Source organism: Vibrio navarrensis, from assembly GCF_000764325.1.
Taxonomy (GTDB): Bacteria; Pseudomonadota; Gammaproteobacteria; order Enterobacterales; family Vibrionaceae; genus Vibrio; species Vibrio navarrensis.
Map to the genome: position 1 here is coordinate 186,228 of NZ_JMCG01000002.1, position 23,193 is coordinate 209,420.

Genomic DNA, 23,193 nt, shown 5'->3' on the forward strand with positions numbered 1-23,193 from the left:
TGTCAGACGCGCTCAGTCGTACTAAGTTGAAACCACAATGATAATCGGAGTATGTCCATGAAATTTACCGAAGAGCACATCGCAGAACTGAACCTATTACTTCAGTTCGATTTAAGTAGCGCAGCCACAGGTATTAAAGTTCACAAAGAAGCCTCTCAATCGGCGCAAGAAGCGGTAAAACGTCTATTTGACAAAGGGTTATGCACACAAATTGATGGCGGTTATTTGACCGACGAAGGAATTGAAGTCGCGGAGCATGCGGAGCGTACGCTTAGAGTACTCAGTTCTTAGTCGTATTGAATAGACGCTTAACGCGCTCAATAACGGCCAGCCTATCAACTTGAGCCAATCCTTGATTAAAAGTATCACGCCACTGAATTCCCAGTGGCGTGTTTTTAAAGGCAATATGGAGCTGTTTTTCGACCAATAGCTTCTCATTCATTTTCACTCGCTGACGGAGAAAGTCCACTTGCAAGCGTTAGCGTAATTCGGCTGGCATTTTTAGCAGAACACTGTTTAGATGCGCTTAATGTTGCAATAAGTACTGTTTTGAGAAATTGATTTAAGGTTTAGCGATGAAAAACATTCTTATCATTGGAACGGGTTGGCTCGGTTTCCCTCTAGCACAAACACTCACAACGCTTGGCCATACGGTGTTTATTACCCGTCGCTCACAAGAGGCGCTCGAAAGCCTCGATTTCCCCCAAAGCAGAAAATGGCCGCTGGATCTCAATCATTCTGATGCACACCAACAGCTCAGCCACTATCTCAATACAAGAAAATTTGACGTGGTCATTGGCTGTTTTCCTCCCGGCTTTCGCAAGGGCCAAGGCGCTGAGTATGCCCAGCACTGGCAACTGATTGTCGATGCGCTTCGCAGCTCACCTGCAACTAAGGTGATAATGATAAGCTCAACCACGGTTTATCCAAATCGTGCTGAGAAAATGGTCGAAGATGCGGCCAATTTGGCGATAGCGCAAAATAATCACCAATTTAGCGACAAAGCGCGCATCATGCTGCAAGCAGAAAACGCACTCGTTCAATCTGGCCACCCTTTCACCATTTTGCGCTTGAGTGGCTTGATTGGACCACAACGTCATCCGGCACGATTTGTCGCACACTTAAAGCAAGTGAGCCGCCTTGCACCCGCCAATATGTTGCATCAGCAAGACGCCGTGAGTGCCGCGGTTTTTGCCGTCACTCATGCTGATGATCAGATCCTCAACGTGACAACGCCGCGCACCGTCGATAAGGCGACGTTTTATCAAAGCGCTTTAGACGCGGCAGGGATGCCCGTGATGTTACCTGAGATAGTCGATGTAGCAGATAAAGAGATCAGCGCCGAAAAGCTGCTCTCGCTGGGGTTTGAGTTTCACTATCAATCCACTTTGGATGCCTTGTCACTGCCTAGTGAGGCAAAGGGGCAGTAAGAAGGTTAGACAACGGGCTGCCATAAAAAACTCAAGGCAGCCCTATAATACGTTACTTGCCAAGCGCTTCTTTGTAGTGCTGACGACAAACCGACACATAACGATCATTGCCACCAATAGCCACCTGATCCCCCTCTGCAATGGCATTACCATGCTCATCGGTGCGAATGACCATGTTGGCTTTTCGGCCACAGTGACAGATGGTTTTCAGCTCGATTAACTTATCAGCCCACGAAAGCAGATACTTGCTGCCTTCAAACAACTCACCGAGAAAATCCGTGCGCAGACCATAACACAGCACTGGGATGCCAAGCTTATCGACCACTTCAGTCAACTGATAGACCTGCTCTTTCGACAAAAACTGGCTTTCATCCACCAGTACACAGTGCCGTTTTTCTGCTTGGTTTAATCTGGCAATCTCATGATAAAGATCGCTTTCGCCAGTGAACAAATGCGCTTCTGCTTGCAAACCGATGCGAGAGCTCACCTTGCCGACACCATAACGATCGTCCAATGCGGCGGTAAAAATAACCGGCGTCATGCCCCGCTCTTGATAGTTAAATGCCGATTGAAGAAGCGTTGTTGATTTACCCGCATTCATTGCTGAGTAGTAAAAATACATCTGAGCCACAGATTGCTACCTAAATGAAAAGTGAAAGATTCAAAGAAAAGGGCTGAATAATCAGCCCTTTTTAAAAAGATATAATTATTTGCGACGCCAGCTCGTCCCTTCTGGGCCATCTTCCAGAACGATGCCCATCTCGTTGAGTCTGTCGCGAGCCAAATCAGCGTTAGCCCAATCTTTCGCCGCGCGCGAGTCATTACGCAGCTTGATCAGTGCTTCGATTTCAGCCACTTCATCGTCATTACCGGCATCGCCTTTGAGAAACGCTTCTGGATCTTGATGCAAAATACCAATCACATCCGCCAGTTCACGCATCAGCGCACCAAGCGCGCTCGCTTTCTCGAGGCTTTCGGTTTTTAAGCGGTTAACTTCGCGAGCCATATCAAACAGCACTGAATACGCTTCTGGGGTATTGAAATCGTCGTTCATTGCGGTGGTAAAACGCGTTACATACTCTTCACCACCGGCTGGTGCGGCGCTGAGATCCAAACCACGCAGGGCAGTGTACAAGCGCTCAAGCGATGCACGTGCTTGGTTTAAGTTCTCTTCGCTGTAGTTTAGTTGGCTGCGGTAATGACCTGACATTAAGAAGTAGCGTACCGTTTCTGCATCGTAGTGAGACAGCACGTCGCGAATGGTGAAGAAGTTACCGAGTGATTTTGACATTTTCTCTTTGTCGACCATCACCATGCCGCTGTGCATCCAAGTGTTAACGTACTTGGTGTCATGCGCGCAGCAAGATTGCGCGATTTCGTTTTCGTGGTGCGGGAACTGCAAGTCCGAGCCGCCGCCGTGAATATCAAAGTGGTTGCCAAGAATTGACGAGTTCATCGCAGAACATTCGATGTGCCAACCCGGACGACCCGGGCCCCATGGCGATTCCCACGTTGGTTCGCCCGGTTTAGACATTTTCCACAGAACAAAATCCAGTGGGCAGCGTTTGGCCGTTTCCACATCCACGCGAGCACCCGCTTGCAGTTGATCCAGATCTTGCTTCGACAGCTTGCCATATTCGTCAAACTTATTGACTTCAAACATCACGTCGCCATTGTCGGCCACATAGGCAAAACCGCGCTCAATCAACTTCTCGACCAGCTCAATAATCTCTTGGATGTATTGAGTGGCACGCGGCTCGACATCCGGACGCTTCATATTCAAGGCATCGAAATCGGCATGCATTTCACCAATCAGACGCTCGGTCAGTGAGTCACACGATTCACCGTTTTCGGCTGCGCGTTTGATGATCTTGTCGTCGATATCAGTGATGTTACGCACAAATGTCAGGTCATAGCCTAAGTAGCGAAGGTAACGAGAAACCACATCAAACGACACAAACGTGCGGCCATGCCCGATGTGACAAAGATCATAGATGGTCACCCCACAGACATACATGCCAACTTTACCGGCCGTAATTGGTTTGAATTCCTCTTTCTGTCTGGTGAGTGTGTTATATATCTTCAACATGATCTCTATCTAAGCTTGTGAATGAATTACAGGAGGGCGAGTATATCAACTCAATCTCTAATAGGTAATAGCAATTAACCGATAAAACGATAAACGGCTAAACTTCAGACACAAAACCTCGAAATGTTCGCACTGCGTTTGCATGCGACTGAACTTAGGCTAGAATTCTCATTTTGACAAAAACAGTAAAGGAACAGCGCATGATCACCCTGCACACAAATTTTGGTGACATTAAGATTCAATTGAACGAAGAAAAAGCACCGGAAACCAGTGCGAACTTCCTACAGTACTGCCGTGACGGTTTCTACGACAACACTCTGTTCCACCGTGTTATCGATGGTTTTATGATTCAAGGCGGCGGCATGGAATCGGGTCTGCGTGAAAAACAAACCCGTTCACCGATCAAAAATGAAGCGAACAACGGTTTGAGCAACAAAATCGGTACTATCGCAATGGCGCGTACCATGGAACCGCATTCAGCCAGCTCACAGTTCTTCATCAACGTAAACAACAATACCTTCCTGGATTTCCGCTCTGAAAGCCTAGATGGTTGGGGCTACTGTGTGTTTGGTGAAGTGGTTGAAGGCATGGATGTAGTGAACAAAATTAAAGGTGTGAGCACAGGTTCTCGTGGCATGCATCAAGATGTACCACTAGAAGAAGTGGTTATCACTGGCACCACTATTCACGCGTAATAGCTCGCGGTATTTTCAACACGAAGAGTTGATGGGGAGGCAATGCCTCCCCTTATTTCTATGACGACACTATTTATTTCAGACCTGCACCTTAGTCCCGCACGCAGCGACATTACCGAGTGTTTTGTCCGTTTTATGCGTGATGAAGCGCCTCACGCGGATGCCCTTTATGTCTTGGGCGACCTGTTTGAATTTTGGATTGGCGATGATGACCAAACGCCGTTTGCCAATCAAATTCGCTCCGAGTTCAAAAGGTTAACCGAAAGCGGCGTTGCGGTTTATTTCGTACAAGGAAACCGTGACTTTCTGCTGGGTAAGCGCTTTTGCAAACAAACGGGCATAACGCTGCTGGCAGACGTCACTACCATAGATCTGTATGGACGAAAGGCGGTGATTTTACACGGTGATACTCTTTGCACCGATGATGTCAGCTATCAAAAATTTCGCCGTACCGTGCATCAACCTTGGCTGCAATGGCTGTTTAAACGCATTCCTTGGATGATCAAAAAGCGTATTGTTGCCAAAGTCCAGTCCGGTGTTCGCGACGACAAGAGTCATAAATCACTTGAGATTATGGACGTCAATCAGGAAGAAGTCGAAAAGGTGATGGCGCAATATCAGGTTACACTGATGATTCATGGCCATACCCACAGACCTAACGTCCATCACTTCGAAAATGCGCAAGGACAAATGACACGTATTGTTCTTGGCGACTGGTATCAACAAGGCTCGGTTTTACGTGTCACGGCAGAACGGTGTGAGCTGCAAACTCGGCCATTCACCGCTTAAGAGACAACAAAAAGTAAAGAGATGACCGGGTTGGCAAACTGTCGTATTGAACATAGATCTTTTGTTAAAACTCGCTATCATCAAGACAAACTCACTGCGTTGATCAGATTAAGTAAACCACTTGAAGTATTCATACGTTGCACGACAGCCCATTCTAAACCGGAATAAAAAGACGATTGGCTACGAGCTCCTGTTCAGGGATGGACCGAAAAATACCTTTCCTGAAGTTGAGCCGGAGCTGGCTACCAGCCGTCTGCTGTCCGATCATTTTTTGTCCACCCATTACAGCACGCTGGGCAACAAACTGGGTTTTGTTAATTTTCCCTATCAAAGCCTGCTCAATCTCGTCCCTACCCTGTTTCCCAAAGAAAGCTTAGTGGTAGAGATTTTAGAAGATTGTCCGCCGACGGATGAACTACTTGAAGCGATTAAAACGCTGCACCGTGCAGGCTATCGCATCGCTTTGGATGACTTTGTGCCGAACCGTGCTTGGAAACGCTTTCTGCCTTTTATCCACATTATTAAATTTGATATCCGTATCGTCCCGATTGAGAAAGCGGCCGTCTATATTGGATCACTCGCCCGCCTTAATATTGAATTCTTGGCAGAGAAGGTCGAAACCTATCAAGAGTATGAACAAGCGATCGATGCAGGCTTTCACTATTTTCAAGGCTACTTTTTTAGTAAGCCAGAAATGATTCAGAAAAAGAAGCTCAACCCTTCGTTTCTCACCGTGGTGCAACTTTGTAAAGAGATCGCCGACGAGCCGATAGATTTTAATGAAGTGGAACGGCTGTTTTCCATTGATGTGACGCTCTCTTACAAGCTGATGACCTATGTCAACTCGGGTTACACCTTAGCGGCGAAAATTAAGTCGTTTCGTCAGGCTCTAATTTACCTTGGTGAAGATAGATTAAGACGCTTTATCTCTTTGGTTGCGGTGGCATCGGTACAAGAAGATAAGCCGGATTCGCTCTACGCGCTCGCTGTGCAACGCGCTCGAGCTTGCGAACTATTGCTTGGATACACCAAAGCGCAGTACGATCCGGGGCAAGCATTTCTAACTGGTCTATTTTCACTTTTAGACTCCCTGCTTGACCAACCACTCAACGACATCCTGAACGACATTCCGGTCGACGAAGAAGTCAAAACTGCTCTTATCGAGCGAGAAGGATTGCTTGGCTATCTACTCTCGATGATCATCGCTTACGAACAAGCGGACTGGGAACTGGCCAGCAGATATCAACAACAGCTCGATATCAGTGAAAATCAGTTGTGTAAAGCCTACAGCCAAGCGACTAGTTGGACACAAGAACTGCTTTCGCAAACATCGTAATCGAGTATATTGCCGCAAGCCCTCCTAGCGAGGGCTTTGTGTTTCTATTTTAGCTGGATACCGTTATGTCTTTATGCCCTTGTGGTTCTCAACTCACCTATCAACACTGCTGTGAAAAAGCACACCGTAATCATAGTAATGCGACAACGCCGGAACAGTTGATGCGCTCGCGCTACACTGCTCATGTGTTGGGTTTGGTCGATTACGTTGTGAATACCTACCACCCAAGCTGCCATGCCGAAGAACAGCGCGAAGGCATCGCTGAATCCATTGAGAATGATTGGTGCAAGCTTGAAGTGGTCAAAGCAGAAGCGGGAAGCAACGAGAACGAAGGTTTTGTCGAGTTCAAGGCCTACTTTAAGGAAGACGACAAGCAATATTGCTTAAGCGAACGCTCACGTTTCGTTAAAGAAGAGGGGCTTTGGTATTACATTGATGGCACGTTTCCAGACGAAGAAGCCGAGCCAGACCCACGTCTTAGTCAATCCATTAGCAGCTTGAAAGTCGGGCGCAATGATCCCTGTATTTGTGGTAGTGGCAAAAAGTTTAAGAAGTGTTGTGGGTGAAAGCAGGTTCTAGGTTTAAAAGGCAGATTCTAGGTTCTAGGACCTAAAATCTCGGATTACGGATTACGGATTACGGATTATTGCTCATATACTTAATAGATATTTCAACATTTGCGTATTCTGTAAGCGAAGCATCTGTATTCCATAACACTTGCTAAAATAAATAAAGTGCGCAAGACTCCCCGCGCACCCTACCTAGGATCTAGGTCCTATAACTTAGGACCTTTAACTTCCCTTACTTATGACGCTCTTTGAGCTTGTTGATCACATCACTCAGCGACAGGCCTTGATCTTGCAAAAGCACCAACAAGTGATAAATCAAGTCGGCGGATTCACACACTAGTTCCGCCTTATCGCCCGACGTCGCCGCAAGCGCGACTTCAACACCTTCTTCGCCCACTTTCTGCGAAATACGCTTGGTACCGCGAGCGTATAAACTGGCGGTATAGGAAGAGTCAGGATCGGCACTCTTGCGGGCAGCCAGTAGCTGCTCAAGTTGATGAAGCCACACCATTTGTGACTCCGCTTGCGCATCGCCATCCCAACACGTTGTCGTGCCAGTGTGGCACGTCGGACCGATCGGCTTCACTTTGACCAGCAAGGTATCACTGTCACAATCCAACGCGATGTTCACCAACTGCAAAACGTTGCCTGAGGTTTCCCCTTTGGTCCAAAGACGCTCTTTAGTGCGAGAGAAAAACGTCACTTGCCCTGTTTCACTTGTTTTTGCCAATGCTTCTTGATTCATGTAACCCATCATCAGCACTTGGCTCGATTGAAAATCTTGTACGATGGCTGGTACCAAACCGTCGACTTTCTGCCAATCAATCCGTCCCTGCAGGGCGTTCACGTCTGCTGTACTAAAACTCATACTCGTACCTCAATACCCTGTTGTTTTAAATACTGTTTCAGTTCACCGATATTAATGATCTGCTTGTGAAATACCGATGCCGCCAGCGCGCCGTCCACATTGGCTTTTTGGTACGCCTGTGCGAAGTGCTCCATTGCACCTGCACCACCAGAGGCAATCAACGGCACCTTACACACTTCACGCACCATGTTGAGCTGCTCAATATCGTAGCCGTTACGCACGCCGTCTTGGTTCATCATATTGAGCACAATTTCACCGGCGCCGCGCTTTTGCACTTCTTGCACCCAGTCTCGGGTTTGCCACTGAGTCGCTTTAGTGCGCGCTTCATCACCAGTGAACTGGTAAACCTGATATTGGCCAGTTTCTTTGTCGAAATAAGAGTCGATGCCAACCACAATGCACTGCACGCCAAATTTATCCGCAAGGTCGGTAATCAACTGCGGATTGGCCAATGCCGGCGAGTTGATCGACACTTTGTCAGCGCCAAACTCAAGAATGCGTGCTGCGTCTTCGGCAGATTTAATCCCACCAGCGACGCAGAAGGGAATGTCGATCACTTCGGCTACTCGTGCCACCCAGCTTTTGTCGACCACGCGGCCATCGCTTGAAGCGGTAATATCGTAGAACACCAGCTCGTCAGCGCCTTCTTCTGCATAGCGTTTAGCCAGAGGAACGATGTCACCGATGATTTCATGGTTACGGAACTGAACGCCTTTCACCACTTGCCCATCACGAACGTCTAAACACGGAATTATTCGCTTTGCCAACATGCAAATGCCTCCTCTGCGCTGAACTTGCCATCAAGTAGCGCTCGACCAACAATCACGCCCGCCACACCACTGCCTTTCAGAGCTTCAATATCCGCCAGCGAGCCGATGCCACCAGACGATTGAAACTGCACTTGTGGGTACTGTTTGCACAAATCCACATACAATTCAACATTAGAGCCCTCCAAGGTGCCATCGCGGGAAATATCGGTACAAAGTACGTGCTTTAAGCCGACGGTCAGGTAATCGTCAATCAGCGCTTCGATGGTAACGCCCGAATCTTCTTGCCAACCAGAAATCGCCACTTTGCGCGTGCCGTCTTGGTCGATGTTGATGTCTAGCGCCAGAACGATTTTCTCCGCGCCGTATTTTTCCATCCAACCTTTTACTAATTCAGGCTGTTTTACTGCGGTTGAACCAACCACAACGCGCTGTGCGCCTGCTTCCAGCAGATCCACTACGTCTTGTTCTGTGCGCACACCACCGCCGATTTGAATATGCGCTGGTGTACTGGCAAGCAGTTTGGCAATCAAATCAAGTTGGCGTGCCGAGGTGTCTTTCGCCCCCGTGAGATCCACCAAGTGCAGCCAGTTGGCGCCAGCTTGGTGGTACAAGTTAAACTGCTCTGCGGGGTCGACTTTGTATTCGGTGACTTGGCCGTAATCACCCTGATAGAGGCGAACGACCTGTCCTTCAATTAAATCAAGAGCTGGAATAATCACACTAAATCCCTTTTATAATTCTAAGAAGTTTTGTATCAGCTGCGCGCCCGCTTTTGAAGAACGCTCTGGGTGGAACTGCACGCCGTAGTAGTTACCACTTTGCACTGCGGCGGTGAACGGGTTGCCGTACTCACATTCTGCAATGGTGTAGCTACCGACTGGCATCGCAAAGCTGTGGACGAAGTAAAAATACTCCCCTTCCTCGATGCCTTTAAACAGAGGATGCCCATTTTTTGCCGACACGGTATTCCACCCCATATGCGGCAGCGGTAAATCGCCCGTTTCAAGTAGCTTCACTTCGCCATCACACAGGCCAAGACACTCAACCAGTTCGTCCGCTTTTTGGCCTTTTTCTTGAGAAACCTTACCCAAGAGTTGCATGCCCAAGCAGATACCGAGCAGCGGTTTTTCTACCTTCTTAACAAGATCAATCAGATCGCGCTCTGCGAGGTTTTTCATCGCTTCACTCGCAGTGCCTACGCCCGGAAGGAACAGCTTGTCGGCAGAGAGAACCACTTGCGGATCTCTGGAAATCACCACATCGTAGCCGAGACGTTCAATGGCAAATTTTACCGAAGAGACGTTGGCACAGCCTGTATCAATAATGACCACTTTCTGTTGTGTCACGGTTTTCTCTCCTTTAAAGCACGCCTTTGCTGCTTGGCAATTCGGTTCCTTCCACTTTAATCGCTTGGCGCAAAGTGCGACCAAACGCTTTGAATAAGCTTTCGATGATGTGGTGATCATTGTCACCCGAGGAAGAAAGGTGCAGTGTGCAAGCTAAGGTATCAGTGAGCGAACGGAAGAAATGCACCACCATCTCGGTGGAGAGATCGCCGACCTGCTCGCGGCCAAATTTCGCGTCGAATTTCAGGTATGGTCGGCCAGAGAGATCCAAGGCGCACTGCGCCAAACATTCGTCCATTGGCAAGCTGAAACCAAAACGGCCAATACCACGCTTATCACCCAGCGCTTCTTTCAGTGCCTGACCAAGCGCCAGTGCGGTATCTTCGATGGTGTGATGATCATCGATATGCAGATCGCCCTGCACTTGACACACCATTTTGAATCCGCCGTGCGTGGCAATTTGATCGAGCATATGGTCGAAAAACCCAAGGCCAGTAGAGATCTCATTACCACCTTGCTCATCAAGATTAACCGCCACTTTGATGTCAGTTTCTTTGGTGGTGCGAACTACCTCAGCAACGCGCGCTTTCAAGGTGAGATCTTTTAGGATCTGTTTCCAGCTCATGGTTTCTGGGTGGTATTGAATACCGCGAATGGCCATGTTTTCTGCAAGTTGGAGATCCGTTTGACGATCGCCAATCACGTAAGAGTTCTGGAAATCCACTTTCCCGGCCTGTAAGTACTCTTTGACTAAGCCAAGCTTAGGTTTACGACACGAACAGTTCTCACGCTCAAAATGGGGGCAGATCAATACATCGTCGAACTTTACCCCTTGAGATTCGAAAATCTCCATCATCATATTGTGCGGTGCGTCGAAATCTTCCTGCGGATAGCTGTCGGTCCCCAAACCGTCTTGGTTGGTCACCATCACCAAGCGGTAACCTGCCGCTTGCAGCGATAACAGACTTGGAATAACAAATGGCTCCAGTTTCAGCTTGTCTAGACGGTCTACCTGAAAATCCACCGGTGGCTCGACAATCAGGGTGCCATCTCGGTCGATGAAAAGAATTTTTTGTTGCTTGCTCACGCTCACTTCCTTATTTTTTACCCTAAGTCCATGCTGGCTCAGGGCGATGCATTCTGCTTTACGAGTAGTAATTGCGAATAAAACCGAGTGTCTTCTCACACTCTTCACGATTACCAACACTGATTCGGACACAATCCTCAATCGGTGAATTGCGCAGGATAATTCCCGTCTCCCACGCGGCTTTAAATAGCGCATCACCATCAGGGAATTTCACTAACAAGTAGTTACCCCAGCCTTCAAAGACTTGCAATCCTGGGATCATAGAAAGACCAACTTGTAAGTAGGCACGGTTGGCGTTCAAATCGAGGACTTGGTATTTCGCACGCGCTAAGCCCGCCTCAGATAGCGCTTGCATGGCGATTTCTGCCACTGGCACGGGCACCGGATAGGGAGCAATCACTTTGAGCAATACGTTGATTAACTCTTCGTTGGCCAAGGTAAACCCACAGCGCAATCCTGCCAAGGCAAAGGCTTTGGAAAGGGTACGCAAAATCGCTAAGTTCGAATATTCACTCAGCAAACCCACCGTCGAAGCTTCTGGACAAAAGTCGATGTAGGCTTCGTCCATCACCACAATCGCACGATCTTTGGTCATCTCAAGCAGGGTAATAATGTCTTCGCGTTTGACGAGATTGCCTGTCGGGTTATTTGGGCTACAGACAAACACCAGTTTGACCTTATCTAAATTAGCTTCAATCTCGTTGAGATTGAGTTGCCAATCCGCCGTCAGCGGCACCGTTTTTCGCTCTACACCAATCGTTTCTGCGCTGACCGAGTACATGCCGTAAGTCGGCGGACAATAGAGAATCGCATCTTGTCCGGGCTCGCAGAACGCCCGGATAAGCAACTCGATGCCTTCATCAGCACCGCGAGAAGTCAAGGTTTGCTCTGGCGCTACCCCAGCATACGCCGCATAAGCGGCGATTAGCCCTTTCGGCTGACACTCACTATAACGATTCAAGCGGGTGAAATCGGTACGATATTCATTGTCAAATGGCGATTCATTGGCGTTAAGCCACACATCACCGCAACCACCGATGCGACGCGCTGAGAGATAAGGGGTCAGTTGTTGCACACTTTTACGCGCTAATTTTTCCATTTTTTCTTCCTTATCGACGCGACTGTAATTTTTCCACGCGAATGGTCACGGCACGTTTGTGCGCATCCAACCCTTCGGCTTCGGCCATAGTGACAACGGTTGGCGCTAAGTTTTTCAGCCCCTCCGCAGAGAGCTCCTGAACCGTCATGCGTTTGGAGAAATCGGCTAACCCTAAGCTTGAGTAGGTTCGAGTGTAACCATAGGTTGGCAGAACATGGTTCGTGCCAGATGCATAATCACCAGCCGATTCTGGCGACCAATCGCCAAGGAAGATGGAACCCGCGTTATCCAGTAGTGGCAGCAGTTCACGTGGCGCTTTGGTCTGCACAATCAGGTGCTCTGGCCCGTAATAGTTGGAGATAGAGACCGCTTGAGTAAGCGAGTCAGCAATGATGATGAGGCTCGATGCCAACGCTTTTTGCGCAATCTCGGCTCGGCTGAGCTGTTTGAGCTGACGCTGAACCGCATCGGTCACCTTATCAGCAATCACCACCGAAGGGGTCACGAGCACCACCTGAGAGTCAGGGCCATGCTCTGCTTGGCTAAGCAGGTCGGCCGCAATAAACTCCGCATCTGCGGTATCGTCTGCAATCACCAACACTTCAGATGGGCCTGCTGGCATATCAATCGCAGCACCGCGAAAATCTTTGCTGACCTGACGTTTCGCTTCGGTGACATAAGCATTGCCAGGACCAAATATTTTATCGACTTTGCTAACCGTTTCCGTTCCGTAAGCCATCGCTGCGATCGCTTGTCCGCCACCGAGGTTATACACCTCGTCGATATTACACAGTTTGGCGACATAGAGTATTTCGTCCGCGATTGGCGGCGGTGAACAGAGCACCACTTTACGACAACCGGCTATCTGTGCCGGCACACCCAGCATCAAAACCGTGGAAGGCAGTGGTGCGCTGCCGCCAGGAATGTACAAGCCCACTTTTTGAATAGGGCGAGTCACTTGCTCGCACACCACACCAGGCTGAGTTTCTACTTTAATCGGTGTGGGTTTCTGTGCTTTGTGGAACTTGGAAATATTGTCATACGCTTGCTGCAGCGCTTGCTTCATCTTTTCCGAAAGGCGCTCTGCTGCCGCATCAATCTCTGCGGTACTGACACGAATCGATGCAGGTTTGACTCGGTCAAATTTTTCGGTCAGTTCCAACAGGGCCGCATCACCTTCTTGGCGCACTTTCTCAATCACTGCAGTTACTGCAGCGGTAATGTTCGCGCCTTCTGCCATTGCTGGTCTTTCGAGCAGTGAATCTTGCTGCGCTTCACTGAGTGACTGCCATACAACCGTTCTCATGCTGCTTACTCCATCATTTTCTCAATTGGCAGTACTAGGATAGAACTCGCACCGAGCTCTTTCAGCTGTTCCATGGTTTCCCAGAAAAGGTTTTCTGAACTCACCAGATGTACCGCCACTCTTTGCTTTTCCGCAGACAGCGGCAGTACCGTTGGATCTTCCGCACCAGGAAGAAGTGCTTTTACCTGTTCCAGCTTATCCACAGGTGCGTGCAACATGATGTATTTAGACTCTTTTGCTTGCTGAACCCCTTGCATACGAGTCAGCAGTTTTTCAATCAGATTTTGTTTGTCTGCGTCAAACTGCCCTGCTCGTTGGATCAGCGTCGCTTTCGATTGGAAAATGACCTCAACCTCTTTCAAACCGTTTGCCTCTAAAGTGGCTCCAGTGGAGACCAAGTCAGCAATCGCGTCCGCCAAGCCTGCACGCGGAGCCACTTCAACCGAGCCAGTCAGCATACAGGTCGAAAATGGCACGCCTTGCTCATCCATGTAAGCTTTGAGTAGCTGCGGATAGGTGGTCGCAATACGTTTACCAGCTAAATCTTTAGGCCCGTTGTACACCGCGTCTTTATCCAAGGCAATCGATAGACGACAGCCACCGAAATCTAAACGTCTTAATGTTTCGAACTGACACGCAGTCCCGGTCGCTTTGCGCTCCAAGCGCACCTCTTCCAAGACGTTTTCCCCGATGAAACCGAGATCCACCACGCCATCCATGATTAAACCTGGGATGTCGTCATCACGGACTAAGAGTAAGTCGATAGGCATATTTTCAGAGTGAACCACGAGGCGCTCACCCATAATGTTGAACTTAACACCGCATTTTTTCAGCAGCAGTTGGCACTCTTGGCTCAAACGGCCTTTTTTCTGAATGGCAATTCTTAAACGTTGTGTTGGCATGACATAATCCCTGTGCTTCAATTTGAAATAGTTAAACCGTTGAAATTAAAAAACCCTCGGAAGATGTTGGTCTCCCGAGGGTTTAAAATCTGAATTCGACGATTTTCACCTCCGGAAGATTCCTGTCTCCCGGGTATGCGCTCATCTCCCGAAAGACTAGGCTGGGTGATGATGGTGATGAATGTTCATTACAAAACTGCGCATACTTATTTGCTCTTTACGTCGTTGACTTTGTTGCTATCCACACTAACCAAGCTGTGGAAATTTTGCAATAGTTTATTTTCAAAAATGACCAATTTGTATATGACAAATAAAATGGGAGGCGTTGGCCTCCCATTTTACTTTTTATAAATCATCAAGTTAAGCTTTTTGCAAGCTCACTCTTTTGGACTTAGACATCCAAGAAAACACCGCGCACACTACGATGAAAGCGGCACTCGCAGCGGCCAGAGAGAGCGTTACTGACGCCGTCATGCCCAGAGCCACAAAGCCGATACACGAGACAAGTGCAACAGCAAGTGCATAAGGCAACTGAGTCGCGACATGGTCAATGTGATTACAACGCGCCCCGGTCGATGACAAAATCGTGGTATCTGAAATCGGCGAGCAGTGATCACCAAAGACTGAACCAGCCAAGACTGCACTCAACATCGGTAGCATCAACGCAATGTCGGTCGCGCCCGCCATGTCACCAGCGATTGGCAACATAATGCCAAACGTACCCCAAGAGGTGCCGGTTGAAAACGCCATCAAACCGGAAAGCAGGAACAGAATCACAGGTAGCCAATGGGAATCAATATTGCCTTGCGCCATCGTCGACAAGTACGAGCCTGTTTTCATGTCGCCAATCACCGAGCCGATCGTCCAGGCAAACACAAGAATCAAAATCGCGCCAAACATTGATTTCGCGCCAATCCACAAGGTGCGAGCAATTTCGACCAAGGCAAGGCCCTGTTTTAGCACGGTAAACAGCGCTACTGCTAGACCGACTAAACCACCGTAAATCAGTGAAGTGCCAACATTCGTATTTTCAAATGCTCCCAGAAAATTAAACGCTTTTCCATCGGCAGCCAGCGCTTGTGCGCCGGTATAAAGCATCGAAGCCACAGTGGCAATAATCAGAGCAACGATTGGTAAGACGAGATCGGATACTTTTCCTTTTTCGCTTTCTCGGATATCCAGCTCTTCGTCGATTTCATGGGCTTCTTTAAGATCGGTTTCCGCGTCATTGTCGAATCCACGTCCTTGCGAAGCGGCAATTTCATGCTCACGCATCTTACCAATATCAAGGCCAAACCAAGCGACAGCAAACACCATCAGCAAGGCAAAGATCGCGTAAAAGTTCATTGGAACCAAACGCAGGTAAGCCCCTAACGCTGAATATTCAGTGATGCCATGTGAAACCAAAATACCGCCGATGATGGTCATGATGTACGCACCCCAGCTTGACGCTGGCATCACGACACACATCGGCGCGGCGGTGGAGTCGAGAATGTAAGCCAGCTTGGCGCGAGAAACGTAGAATCGATCGGTAACTGGGCGAGAAATTGCGCCCACAGCTAGGCTGTTAAAGTAGTCATCAACAAAAATGAACACGCCTAAAAATGCGGCAAGCAATTTAGAACCGCGCTTACTTTTTACTCGCGATTGTGCCCATTCTGCAAAGGCGCGAGTACCGCCGGAAAGAGTGAGTAACGCTGTAGTCATACCGAGTAGCAAAAGAAAACCCACAATACTCATGTTCCAAGTATTGAGGCCGCCATCTTCAACGAAAACGGCTGATACTTTTTCACCAACATAAGTGGCTGCGTTGATTACAGAGTAACTGTTGAGCAAAATGGCTCCGAGAATGATACCAACGCCCAGAGAAACCAGCACCTTACGGGTCAATATCGCTAGGGTAAGGGCTACTATTGGCGGTAGTAAAGAAATCGGAGATGTAGAAAAATCTATTAAATTCATGATCTTCAAAAACCAGTTTTTGGTTAGAGATCTACTGCAGAACAAACCGTCAGAAAAATTTCCGATGTTTTTGTTGAACTAAGCGACAGGGAAGTGAACACTTCACCCAACCCTACAGTAGCGCTCCATAGTTTATACATAAAAGACTATGGCAGTGTTGTTCCTATTCGAATACAACACCAGCAAGCCGCTTTGATATGCAACTTACTTCGGCAACTTACACCTTTCACTATTATTCATTGGCATCACCCCAATAATAGTTACTCTTTGTCGTTGCGCCTCTACGGCGATAACTTATTTTTAACCATTTATTGTTTATAAAAACAACAAACCAACTAAGTTACCGCATCAGGTAGACGTCATTGTACTCATCCTCATTGGCTTTGCAATACATCTGTCTAAAAACATCACCTAATAAAACAAGGAAAAATGGTCACGATATGTATCCTGTTGCGCCAGTATGTAAAAAAGGAGGCGTCATTTTTATCACGCTCAACTATGAATCATAGATATGAATTACACTCAATGCATAACATTTGTCACAGAAATTTGCGCGGCTAGCATATGTCTATAGTAAAGACGTGAGATATAAAGTTAGTAACGATTAAACAATAAAAAAAACACTATAAATATTGCTTATATCGTATTTAGCGTTAATATTAGCAACGTAAAGAATTTAATCTTATTCGTTTTATCTGAACCTCGATATTATTATTGCGATGTCGACTTACTTAACATAGGAAAGGTTATGTCGGAACTAACAAAGACTCTACTTAATATTCGCAGCCTACGTGCTTACTCAAGAGAACTCACTCTAGAGCAACTAGAAGAAGCATTAGACAAACTGTCAACGGTTGTTGCTGAACGTCAAGAAGCGGAAGCGGAAGAGCGTGCGGCAAAAGCTGAACAAGAAGCAAGACTGGCTGCGATTGCAGAGCAGATTGCAAAAGATGGCATTGACGTTGATGCGCTAATCAGCGCGCTTTCTGGCGAAACCAAAAGCAAGAGCAAAGGTAAAAGTAAACGTGCTCCACGTCCTGCCAAATACAAATATGTTGATGTGAACGGCGAAGAAAAAACTTGGACAGGCCAAGGTCGTACTCCATCAGCAATTCAAGCGCAGTTAGATGCAGGTAAATCTCTAGAAGATTTCGAAATCTAAGCTTTGCATTATATAAAAAGGCTCCTTGCGGAGCCTTTTTTGTTTTCTATTTAACGTTCCCAATACGCTTCTTCTAAGCTATCTTCCCGTTCTGGTAAGCCACGTGACAAACGCGGTGAGTGCTGAGCAAGAACTTCATAACTGGCACGATTTGCATACTTACACACTTGAGAAAAAGATGAATAAGTGAGAAATTCGTGCACATGCTTGCTTGAGTTGGGCACATTCTCTTTGTGGTATTTATTCGCCGCCATATCGTGCAACACCGCAGAAAGCGCCGCATCGCCCGCACCATTGGTATTTTTAATTTTCTCAGGGCCGCCCATATATGGTGAAATATGTGAATAAACCTTAATTGGGTTTTCACATGAGGCTTTTCGCGTCGGGCGACTAAATTCATAGCGATTAAACTCTGCAATGCAGCCTGGCAAAAGAGGCAGTGATGTTTCACGTTTTGCACTTTCTTCGGTGTAACCGGCCATAAATAACCCAAGCGGACCAGCGGTACACAATACCAAGTCAGCCCAATCGAGAGTTTTATCTGAAGCCGCAAGCGGATCGCTTTCACCAGTTAATGCCTCGGCTTCGTCTTCGTTCATCGCCACGACCGTGACATGATCATGGATAAATGCTTGCCAAAACTGTGGATCATCCTGAATAACAAACTTAGTACCAAGGGTTAGTACGACGGGCACATTATATTTCTTCGCGTACTCGATCGCTTTCATTGTCGCTTCCGGCATGGGGTCGCCTTCTTTACAACGAATCAAATAAGCCGTCAAAACCAGAGCTGATGCTTTTTTAAAAATCTTTTCAGGAATACTTTGCGGTTTCAATTGGTTCATTTGGCCTTCACTGATCGCGAACGTTCGTTCACCGTCTTCGGTAATTAGCGCAAAACAGCGGCCTATTGCTCCATCCACACCTTGCAAGTAATTGAGATCCATACGGCTGGATGTATTACATAAATAACGATAGCCGTAACTGCCAATTTTAATATCTTGGCTCATGACACCGAGTAGCGTTGAGCGATCATCGGCCAATACAGAGTAATTATGCAATGTATTTCCTATTGTCCCGCCCGCATATTCGTTGGTGATCAAATTCTCTTGCTTTAATTGCTGATAAAGTGCTTCTGCCGTTTGGTCATCAATAACCAATGAGTGACCTTTACTCAGACCGTATTTCTCAATCATCTCTGACGTCACTTTCGCTTCAATATCCACCAAAGTTTGGTCAATACCGATAACATGTGTACGCGTCATTCGTTTGCTTTCCTGCGCTTGGCTCACCAGCGGATCGCGGGCATGTACAGGAAAATAATGCTTTGATTTGCGTTGTCCGGGAAATTTCATAGTGTTCGTCTGAGTAAGGGGTTAAAAAAGAGAGCGGATTCTAACCTGCTGCCTAACCAGCGGCAATAAAGGCAATTATAGCAAACGTTTGCCCTGCTCTTTTTCTTTTGCGTACGATTATTCCCCTTCCATAAAGCCCAGATCAGGTAGCTGATCGAGGTGTTCGGCGTAACGTTTGAGATTGAATTTTCCTTCATTTCGCATCACATCAAAAATCTCTATTGAAACAGCGCATGCCATCATCGCAATGGCTTCCTCACGCGAATGGCCAGTCATCATTAAACGCATCAAGGTTTCTTTCACTTTAATTGGATTGCTATCTTCGAGTTGATTTTCGATGACTTCAATCAATTCTGCTTCTTCTATAAACTGGTTTTCGTTACTCATAAACTCTGTTCCGATTTGAAATTTGGCCCACTATGCCACAGTTCGCTTTTCTCTACGCACTCTATTATCGATGGCAGAACTATTTTGCGGGAAAATTCGGCAAAACGATTTGTGATTGCCGTCGCGGATCTGTTGCCGCTGTATGCTTTCTGTTAGAATCTGCGTCCAGTTAATTGAAGTGGTGTTAAGTAATGTCTGATAACAGCCAAAAGAAGGTCATCGTTGGCATGTCCGGCGGTGTAGATTCATCGGTTTCTGCCTATCTCCTCAAACAACAAGGCTATCAAGTCGAAGGCCTATTTATGAAGAACTGGGAAGAAGATGATAACTCTGAGTATTGTACCGCAGCCGAAGATTTAGCGGACGCTCAAGCTGTTTGCGATAAACTTGGCATTCACCTGCATACGATTAATTTTGCCGCAGAATATTGGGACAATGTGTTCGAATATTTCCTTGCCGAGTACAAAGCAGGTCGAACGCCAAACCCAGACATTCTTTGTAACAAAGAAATTAAGTTCAAAGCCTTCCTTGAGTTTGCCGATGAAGTTCTTGAGGCAGACTACATTGCGATGGGTCACTACGTGCGTCGTACCTTCCCCGCTAACGGTGAAAAGCCGCAAATGCTGCGTGGTTTGGATGGCAATAAAGACCAAAGTTACTTTCTGTATACCCTGAGCCACGACCAAGTGGCGCGCAGCCTTTTCCCGGTTGGTGAACTGGAAAAACCCGAAGTACGCCGTATCGCTGAAGAACAAGGTTTGATCACCGCGAAGAAAAAAGACTCGACCGGTATCTGCTTTATCGGCGAACGCAAATTCACCGATTTTCTTAGCCGCTATTTGCCCGCTCAACCGGGCAACATTGAAACGCCAGAGGGTGAAGTCGTTGGCCAGCACCAAGGTTTGATGTACCACACTTTAGGTCAACGTAAAGGCTTGCACATTGGTGGCCGCAAAGGCGGTGGCGGTAATGAAGATCCTTGGTTTGTGGCCGAAAAAGATCTGCAACGCAATGTGCTCATCGCCGTACAGGGGCAAGAGCACCCGCTGTTGAAATCTGAAGGCTTAGTGGCTTCTCAACTGCACTGGGTGGATCGTGAGCCAATTCGCGAAGTGATGAAATGCAGCGTAAAAACTCGTTATCGCCAGCAAGATATTGCTTGTACAATCATTCCTATTGATGATGACAACATTAAAGTGATCTTTGATGAGGCGCAAATTGCCGTAACTCCAGGGCAATCGGCGGTTTTCTATCAGGGCGACGTTTGCCTTGGTGGCGGTATCATCGAAAAACGCATTCCATACACTCAAGCTTAGGAGACGTTACGTGGCGAATACACTTTATGACCGCACTATCGCATTTGCTGGCATGTGCCAAGCTGTGGCACTGGTTCAAGAAGTGGCGAAAAACGGACATTGTGATCAAGATGCCTTTGAAACGTCGATGAAAGCCATCGTGAATACCAATCCAGCCAACACACTGGATGTATTTGGCCATGAGCAAAGCCTCAAATTGGGGTTGGAGTGTCTGGTCAAAGGCATCGACAGTACCCCTTCTGGCAACGAAATTACTCGCTATCTGATCAGTCTGATGGCCTTGGAAAGAAAGCTGGTACGTCGTAACGATGCAATGGCTCAGCTCGGCGACAGAATTCAGATGTTACAGCGTCAAACCGAGCACTACGATCTCCTTGAAGAGCAGATGCTAAGCAACTTAGCGAGCGTTTATCTTGACGTAGTGAGTCCGATTGGCCCACGCATTCAGGTAAACGGAACCCCTGCTATGCTGCGTCAAACTGCCAATCAGCATAAGGTTCGGGCACTACTGCTCTCTGGTATTCGCTGCGCCGTATTGTGGCGTCAGGTTGGCGGCAAACGTCGCCATTTGATTTTCGGTCGTAAGAAGATGATCGAACAGGCCCAAATTCTCTTGGCCAGAATGTAACTGTTTAGCTCGCGATAAAACGCGAGCTAACTTTTTCAGGCTAAAATAAACCCGCGCAAACGATTGCGCAATATTCGTGACAATTGCCACAGTTATTGGTATAACGCTCACAAAATTTAGAAACCCAATTCAGGAGAACATCATGGAACTGTCAGCATTGACAGCTGTTTCACCAGTAGACGGCCGTTACGGAAGTAAGACGATTGCATTGCGCGAAATCTTCAGCGAATACGGTTTACTTAAGTACCGTACTATCGTTGAAATCCGTTGGTTACAAAAGCTTGCAGCAACCGATGCAATCAAAGAAGTCCCAGCGTTCAGTGCCCAAGCTAACCAATTCCTTGATGACATCGCGGCAAACTTTTCTGAGCAAGATGCACTTCGTATTAAAGAGATCGAACGCACCACTAATCACGACGTTAAAGCGGTTGAATATTTCCTAAAAGAAAAAGTGGCGGACGAGCCTGAACTGCACGCAGTAAACGAATTTATCCACTTCGCTTGTACCTCAGAAGACATCAATAACACCTCTCACGCTCTGATGCTTAAAGAAGCACGTGAAACGGTGATTCTGCCAGAAATCCGTAACCTGATTGACGCCATCAAAGCGTTGGCAGTGGAATATCGCGACATTCCTCTTCTATCTCGTACTCACGGTCAGCCAGCTTCTCCATCCACCATGGGTAAAGAGATGGCAAACGTGGCGTACCGAATGGAGCGTCAATACAAGCAGATCGAGAATGTTGAGATCCTAGCGAAAATCAACGGCGCGGTCGGTAACTACAACGCTCACCTTTCTGCTTATCCAGAGCTTGATTGGCACAAATTCTCAGAAGAGTTCATCACTGAGTCGCTTGGCGTGACTTGGAACCCATACACAACTCAGATCGAACCACACGATTACATCGCTGAGCTGTTTGATGCCGTGGCCCGTTTCAACACCATTTTGATTGACTTCGATCGTGACGTTTGGGGTTACATTGCCCTTGGTCACTTCAAACAAAGAACCATTGCTGGCGAAATCGGCTCTTCAACTATGCCGCACAAAGTGAACCCAATCGACTTTGAAAACTCGGAAGGTAACCTTGGTCTTGCCAATGCGGTATTCGGTCACCTAGCGCAAAAACTGCCTATCTCTCGTTGGCAACGTGACCTAACTGACTCAACGGTTCTGCGTAACCTAGGTGTGGGTGTTGGTTACGCCATCATCGCTTACACATCGACGCTTAAAGGCATCAGCAAGCTGGAAGTCAACCGTGAGGCACTACTTGCTGAACTGGACAAAAATTGGGAGGTTCTGGCTGAGCCAGTCCAAACGGTGATGCGCCGTTACGGCATTGAAAAACCATACGAGAAGCTGAAAGAGCTCACTCGTGGTAAGCGCGTAGACGGTGAAGCGATGCGTCAATTCATCGACGGCCTTGAGCTTCCAGAGCACGAAAAAGCGCGTTTGAAAGAGATGACGCCAGCAAACTACATCGGTCAAGCGATTGAGCTGACTGATAAACTGTAAGTCGCTCAGCGTTAAAAAAAGGTTGATGCAAAAACATCAACCTTTTTTTGTTCAGCAAACTTTATTATTGCTTTTGGAAAAAGAGAGTAATCGTCCCGACCTCGATACCAAACTTCTTGATTTTGGTCAAATTGAACACATGCTTGTCATCTTGACGATACAGCCAATCATCAAAAGCAACCGTCACCGTGCCGTCATCCATTTTCAGTTCAAAGTCGTACCGCCATTGCAGCGCATTGCCCTGCTCGGCGCCGTGAGCCACGCCAATAATATCGTCAGCTTCTCCTTGATACTGGCCATTCGCTAGGCGAGTAATTGTCCAGATGCGCTGGTCGACTTCGCCATCATCAAACACGAAGTCTTCCACCAGCGTAAGTTGGTTACCACTGACTTGGCCGACAATAGTGACCTCAAATCGCCGCGTCTGCTGGCCACTGTAATCTTGCACCATACCCCATGCGTGTGTCTTTCCTGCAAAATAGCCAAAAAGATCAAAAGTCGGCGAGGTTGCTTTGTACTGGTTGAGATCCGCTGAACACGCACTCAACAGAAAACACAAGCAGGTGATCAACCAGCTTTTCATC

Annotated in this window: 25 protein-coding genes, 1 riboswitch and 1 other annotated feature; of the genes, 10 read left to right on the forward strand and 15 right to left on the reverse strand. The window is 47.5% G+C overall.

Annotation, left to right across the window (positions count from 1 at the left end):
* Positions 1 to 57 precede the first annotated feature (57 nt).
* Positions 58 to 291, forward strand: a complete 234-nt coding sequence (locus EA26_RS15190) for a TIGR02647 family protein (protein ID WP_039429644.1) — start codon at positions 58 to 60, stop codon at positions 289 to 291.
* On the opposite strand, the gene EA26_RS21900 is transcribed toward EA26_RS15190, so the two are convergent.
* Entirely contained in the window at positions 281 to 442 is a 162-nt protein-coding gene (locus tag EA26_RS21900; RefSeq protein ID WP_160173462.1) for a hypothetical protein, read from the reverse strand. The genes EA26_RS15190 and EA26_RS21900 overlap by 11 nt on opposite strands.
* 133 nt (positions 443 to 575) lie before the next feature.
* Between EA26_RS21900 and EA26_RS15195 the strand changes: the two genes are divergently transcribed.
* Positions 576 to 1,430 (forward strand): NAD-dependent epimerase/dehydratase family protein, encoded by an 855-nt coding sequence (locus EA26_RS15195; RefSeq protein ID WP_039429646.1) that lies wholly within the window; start codon positions 576 to 578, stop codon positions 1,428 to 1,430.
* A 52-nt stretch (positions 1,431 to 1,482) separates the two neighbouring features.
* On the opposite strand, the gene EA26_RS15200 is transcribed toward EA26_RS15195, so the two are convergent.
* Positions 1,483 to 2,061 carry a thymidine kinase gene (locus EA26_RS15200; protein WP_039429648.1) on the reverse strand — a complete coding sequence of 193 codons (579 nt, stop codon included), beginning with the start codon at positions 2,059 to 2,061 and terminating at the stop codon, positions 1,483 to 1,485.
* Between the two features lie 75 nt (positions 2,062 to 2,136).
* Complete coding sequence (cysS, locus tag EA26_RS15205) at positions 2,137 to 3,519, reverse strand: cysteine--tRNA ligase (protein ID WP_039429650.1); 1,383 nt, start codon at positions 3,517 to 3,519, stop codon at positions 2,137 to 2,139.
* Between the two features lie 200 nt (positions 3,520 to 3,719).
* On the opposite strand from cysS, the gene EA26_RS15210 reads away from it, so the two are divergent.
* The 4 genes from EA26_RS15210 (at position 3,720) to EA26_RS15225 (ending at position 6,905) form a co-directional block, all read left to right on the forward strand.
* Positions 3,720 to 4,214: a peptidylprolyl isomerase gene (locus EA26_RS15210; RefSeq protein WP_039429653.1), complete on the forward strand. Its 495-nt coding sequence runs from the start codon at positions 3,720 to 3,722 to the stop codon at positions 4,212 to 4,214.
* A gap of 60 nt (positions 4,215 to 4,274) precedes the next feature.
* Entirely contained in the window at positions 4,275 to 5,003 is a 729-nt protein-coding gene (gene lpxH, locus EA26_RS15215) for a UDP-2,3-diacylglucosamine diphosphatase (protein ID WP_039429655.1), read from the forward strand.
* Between the two features lie 121 nt (positions 5,004 to 5,124).
* The gene (locus tag EA26_RS15220) at positions 5,125 to 6,339 is read left to right on the forward strand and encodes an EAL and HDOD domain-containing protein (protein WP_039429659.1); all 1,215 of its coding nucleotides are present in this window, start codon (positions 5,125 to 5,127) and stop codon (positions 6,337 to 6,339) included.
* Between the two features lie 65 nt (positions 6,340 to 6,404).
* The gene (locus EA26_RS15225; RefSeq protein ID WP_039429661.1) at positions 6,405 to 6,905 is read left to right on the forward strand and encodes a YchJ family protein; all 501 of its coding nucleotides are present in this window, start codon (positions 6,405 to 6,407) and stop codon (positions 6,903 to 6,905) included.
* A 235-nt stretch (positions 6,906 to 7,140) separates the two neighbouring features.
* Here the strand turns inward: EA26_RS15225 and hisIE are convergent, their stop codons facing one another.
* The 9 genes from hisIE to EA26_RS15270 form a co-directional block, all read right to left on the reverse strand.
* Complete coding sequence (hisIE, locus tag EA26_RS15230) at positions 7,141 to 7,776, reverse strand: bifunctional phosphoribosyl-AMP cyclohydrolase/phosphoribosyl-ATP diphosphatase HisIE (RefSeq protein WP_039429664.1); 636 nt, start codon at positions 7,774 to 7,776, stop codon at positions 7,141 to 7,143.
* On the reverse strand, positions 7,773 to 8,546 hold the full coding sequence (hisF, locus tag EA26_RS15235) for an imidazole glycerol phosphate synthase subunit HisF (RefSeq protein ID WP_039429666.1): 774 nt from the start codon (positions 8,544 to 8,546) through the stop codon (positions 7,773 to 7,775). Before hisF ends, hisIE begins: the two co-directional genes overlap by 4 nt.
* The gene (gene hisA / locus EA26_RS15240; protein WP_039429668.1) at positions 8,528 to 9,265 is read right to left on the reverse strand and encodes a 1-(5-phosphoribosyl)-5-[(5-phosphoribosylamino)methylideneamino]imidazole-4-carboxamide isomerase; all 738 of its coding nucleotides are present in this window, start codon (positions 9,263 to 9,265) and stop codon (positions 8,528 to 8,530) included. Before hisA ends, hisF begins: the two co-directional genes overlap by 19 nt.
* Before the next feature lie 12 nt (positions 9,266 to 9,277).
* Positions 9,278 to 9,892 (reverse strand): imidazole glycerol phosphate synthase subunit HisH, encoded by a 615-nt coding sequence (gene hisH, locus EA26_RS15245; RefSeq protein ID WP_039429671.1) that lies wholly within the window; start codon positions 9,890 to 9,892, stop codon positions 9,278 to 9,280.
* A gap of 13 nt (positions 9,893 to 9,905) precedes the next feature.
* Positions 9,906 to 10,979: a bifunctional histidinol-phosphatase/imidazoleglycerol-phosphate dehydratase HisB gene (gene hisB, locus EA26_RS15250; RefSeq protein WP_039429673.1), complete on the reverse strand. Its 1,074-nt coding sequence runs from the start codon at positions 10,977 to 10,979 to the stop codon at positions 9,906 to 9,908.
* A gap of 58 nt (positions 10,980 to 11,037) precedes the next feature.
* On the reverse strand, positions 11,038 to 12,078 hold the full coding sequence (gene hisC, locus EA26_RS15255) for a histidinol-phosphate transaminase (RefSeq protein WP_039429675.1): 1,041 nt from the start codon (positions 12,076 to 12,078) through the stop codon (positions 11,038 to 11,040).
* A gap of 10 nt (positions 12,079 to 12,088) precedes the next feature.
* Positions 12,089 to 13,384, reverse strand: coding sequence for a histidinol dehydrogenase (hisD, locus tag EA26_RS15260; protein ID WP_039429677.1), 1,296 nt, complete (start codon positions 13,382 to 13,384; stop codon positions 12,089 to 12,091).
* A gap of 5 nt (positions 13,385 to 13,389) precedes the next feature.
* On the reverse strand, positions 13,390 to 14,286 hold the full coding sequence (gene hisG, locus EA26_RS15265) for an ATP phosphoribosyltransferase (protein WP_039429680.1): 897 nt from the start codon (positions 14,284 to 14,286) through the stop codon (positions 13,390 to 13,392).
* A gap of 44 nt (positions 14,287 to 14,330) precedes the next feature.
* Positions 14,331 to 14,467 (reverse strand) — a sequence feature (His leader region).
* A 179-nt stretch (positions 14,468 to 14,646) separates the two neighbouring features.
* Entirely contained in the window at positions 14,647 to 16,248 is a 1,602-nt protein-coding gene (locus EA26_RS15270) for a Na+/H+ antiporter NhaC family protein (protein WP_039429683.1), read from the reverse strand.
* 110 nt (positions 16,249 to 16,358) lie between these two features.
* A riboswitch (Lysine riboswitch) is annotated at positions 16,359 to 16,540 on the reverse strand.
* 456 nt (positions 16,541 to 16,996) lie between these two features.
* Between EA26_RS15270 and EA26_RS15275 the strand changes: the two genes are divergently transcribed.
* Positions 16,997 to 17,410: an H-NS histone family protein gene (locus EA26_RS15275; RefSeq protein ID WP_039429684.1), complete on the forward strand. Its 414-nt coding sequence runs from the start codon at positions 16,997 to 16,999 to the stop codon at positions 17,408 to 17,410.
* A gap of 50 nt (positions 17,411 to 17,460) precedes the next feature.
* Here EA26_RS15275 and EA26_RS15280 read toward each other — a convergent pair whose 3' ends face one another.
* Positions 17,461 to 18,765 carry an inosine/guanosine kinase gene (locus tag EA26_RS15280; RefSeq protein WP_039429686.1) on the reverse strand — a complete coding sequence of 435 codons (1,305 nt, stop codon included), beginning with the start codon at positions 18,763 to 18,765 and terminating at the stop codon, positions 17,461 to 17,463.
* A 117-nt stretch (positions 18,766 to 18,882) separates the two neighbouring features.
* Positions 18,883 to 19,152 (reverse strand): hypothetical protein, encoded by a 270-nt coding sequence (locus EA26_RS15285; protein ID WP_039429689.1) that lies wholly within the window; start codon positions 19,150 to 19,152, stop codon positions 18,883 to 18,885.
* A 191-nt stretch (positions 19,153 to 19,343) separates the two neighbouring features.
* Between EA26_RS15285 and mnmA the strand changes: the two genes are divergently transcribed.
* The 3 genes from mnmA to purB all read left to right on the forward strand — a co-directional run bounded on the left by mnmA (position 19,344) and on the right by purB (position 22,609).
* The gene (gene mnmA, locus EA26_RS15290; RefSeq protein WP_039429691.1) at positions 19,344 to 20,468 is read left to right on the forward strand and encodes a tRNA 2-thiouridine(34) synthase MnmA; all 1,125 of its coding nucleotides are present in this window, start codon (positions 19,344 to 19,346) and stop codon (positions 20,466 to 20,468) included.
* Positions 20,469 to 20,478: 10 nt separating this feature from the next.
* Positions 20,479 to 21,096 (forward strand): high frequency lysogenization protein HflD, encoded by a 618-nt coding sequence (hflD, locus tag EA26_RS15295; protein WP_039429692.1) that lies wholly within the window; start codon positions 20,479 to 20,481, stop codon positions 21,094 to 21,096.
* A gap of 142 nt (positions 21,097 to 21,238) precedes the next feature.
* Positions 21,239 to 22,609 carry an adenylosuccinate lyase gene (purB, locus tag EA26_RS15300; protein ID WP_039429695.1) on the forward strand — a complete coding sequence of 457 codons (1,371 nt, stop codon included), beginning with the start codon at positions 21,239 to 21,241 and terminating at the stop codon, positions 22,607 to 22,609.
* Positions 22,610 to 22,673: 64 nt separating this feature from the next.
* Here the strand turns inward: purB and EA26_RS15305 are convergent, their stop codons facing one another.
* A complete protein-coding gene (locus tag EA26_RS15305) occupies positions 22,674 to 23,192 on the reverse strand; it encodes a DUF3833 domain-containing protein (RefSeq protein WP_039431586.1) in 519 nt (172 codons plus the stop codon).
* Position 23,193: the final 1 nt, after the last annotated feature.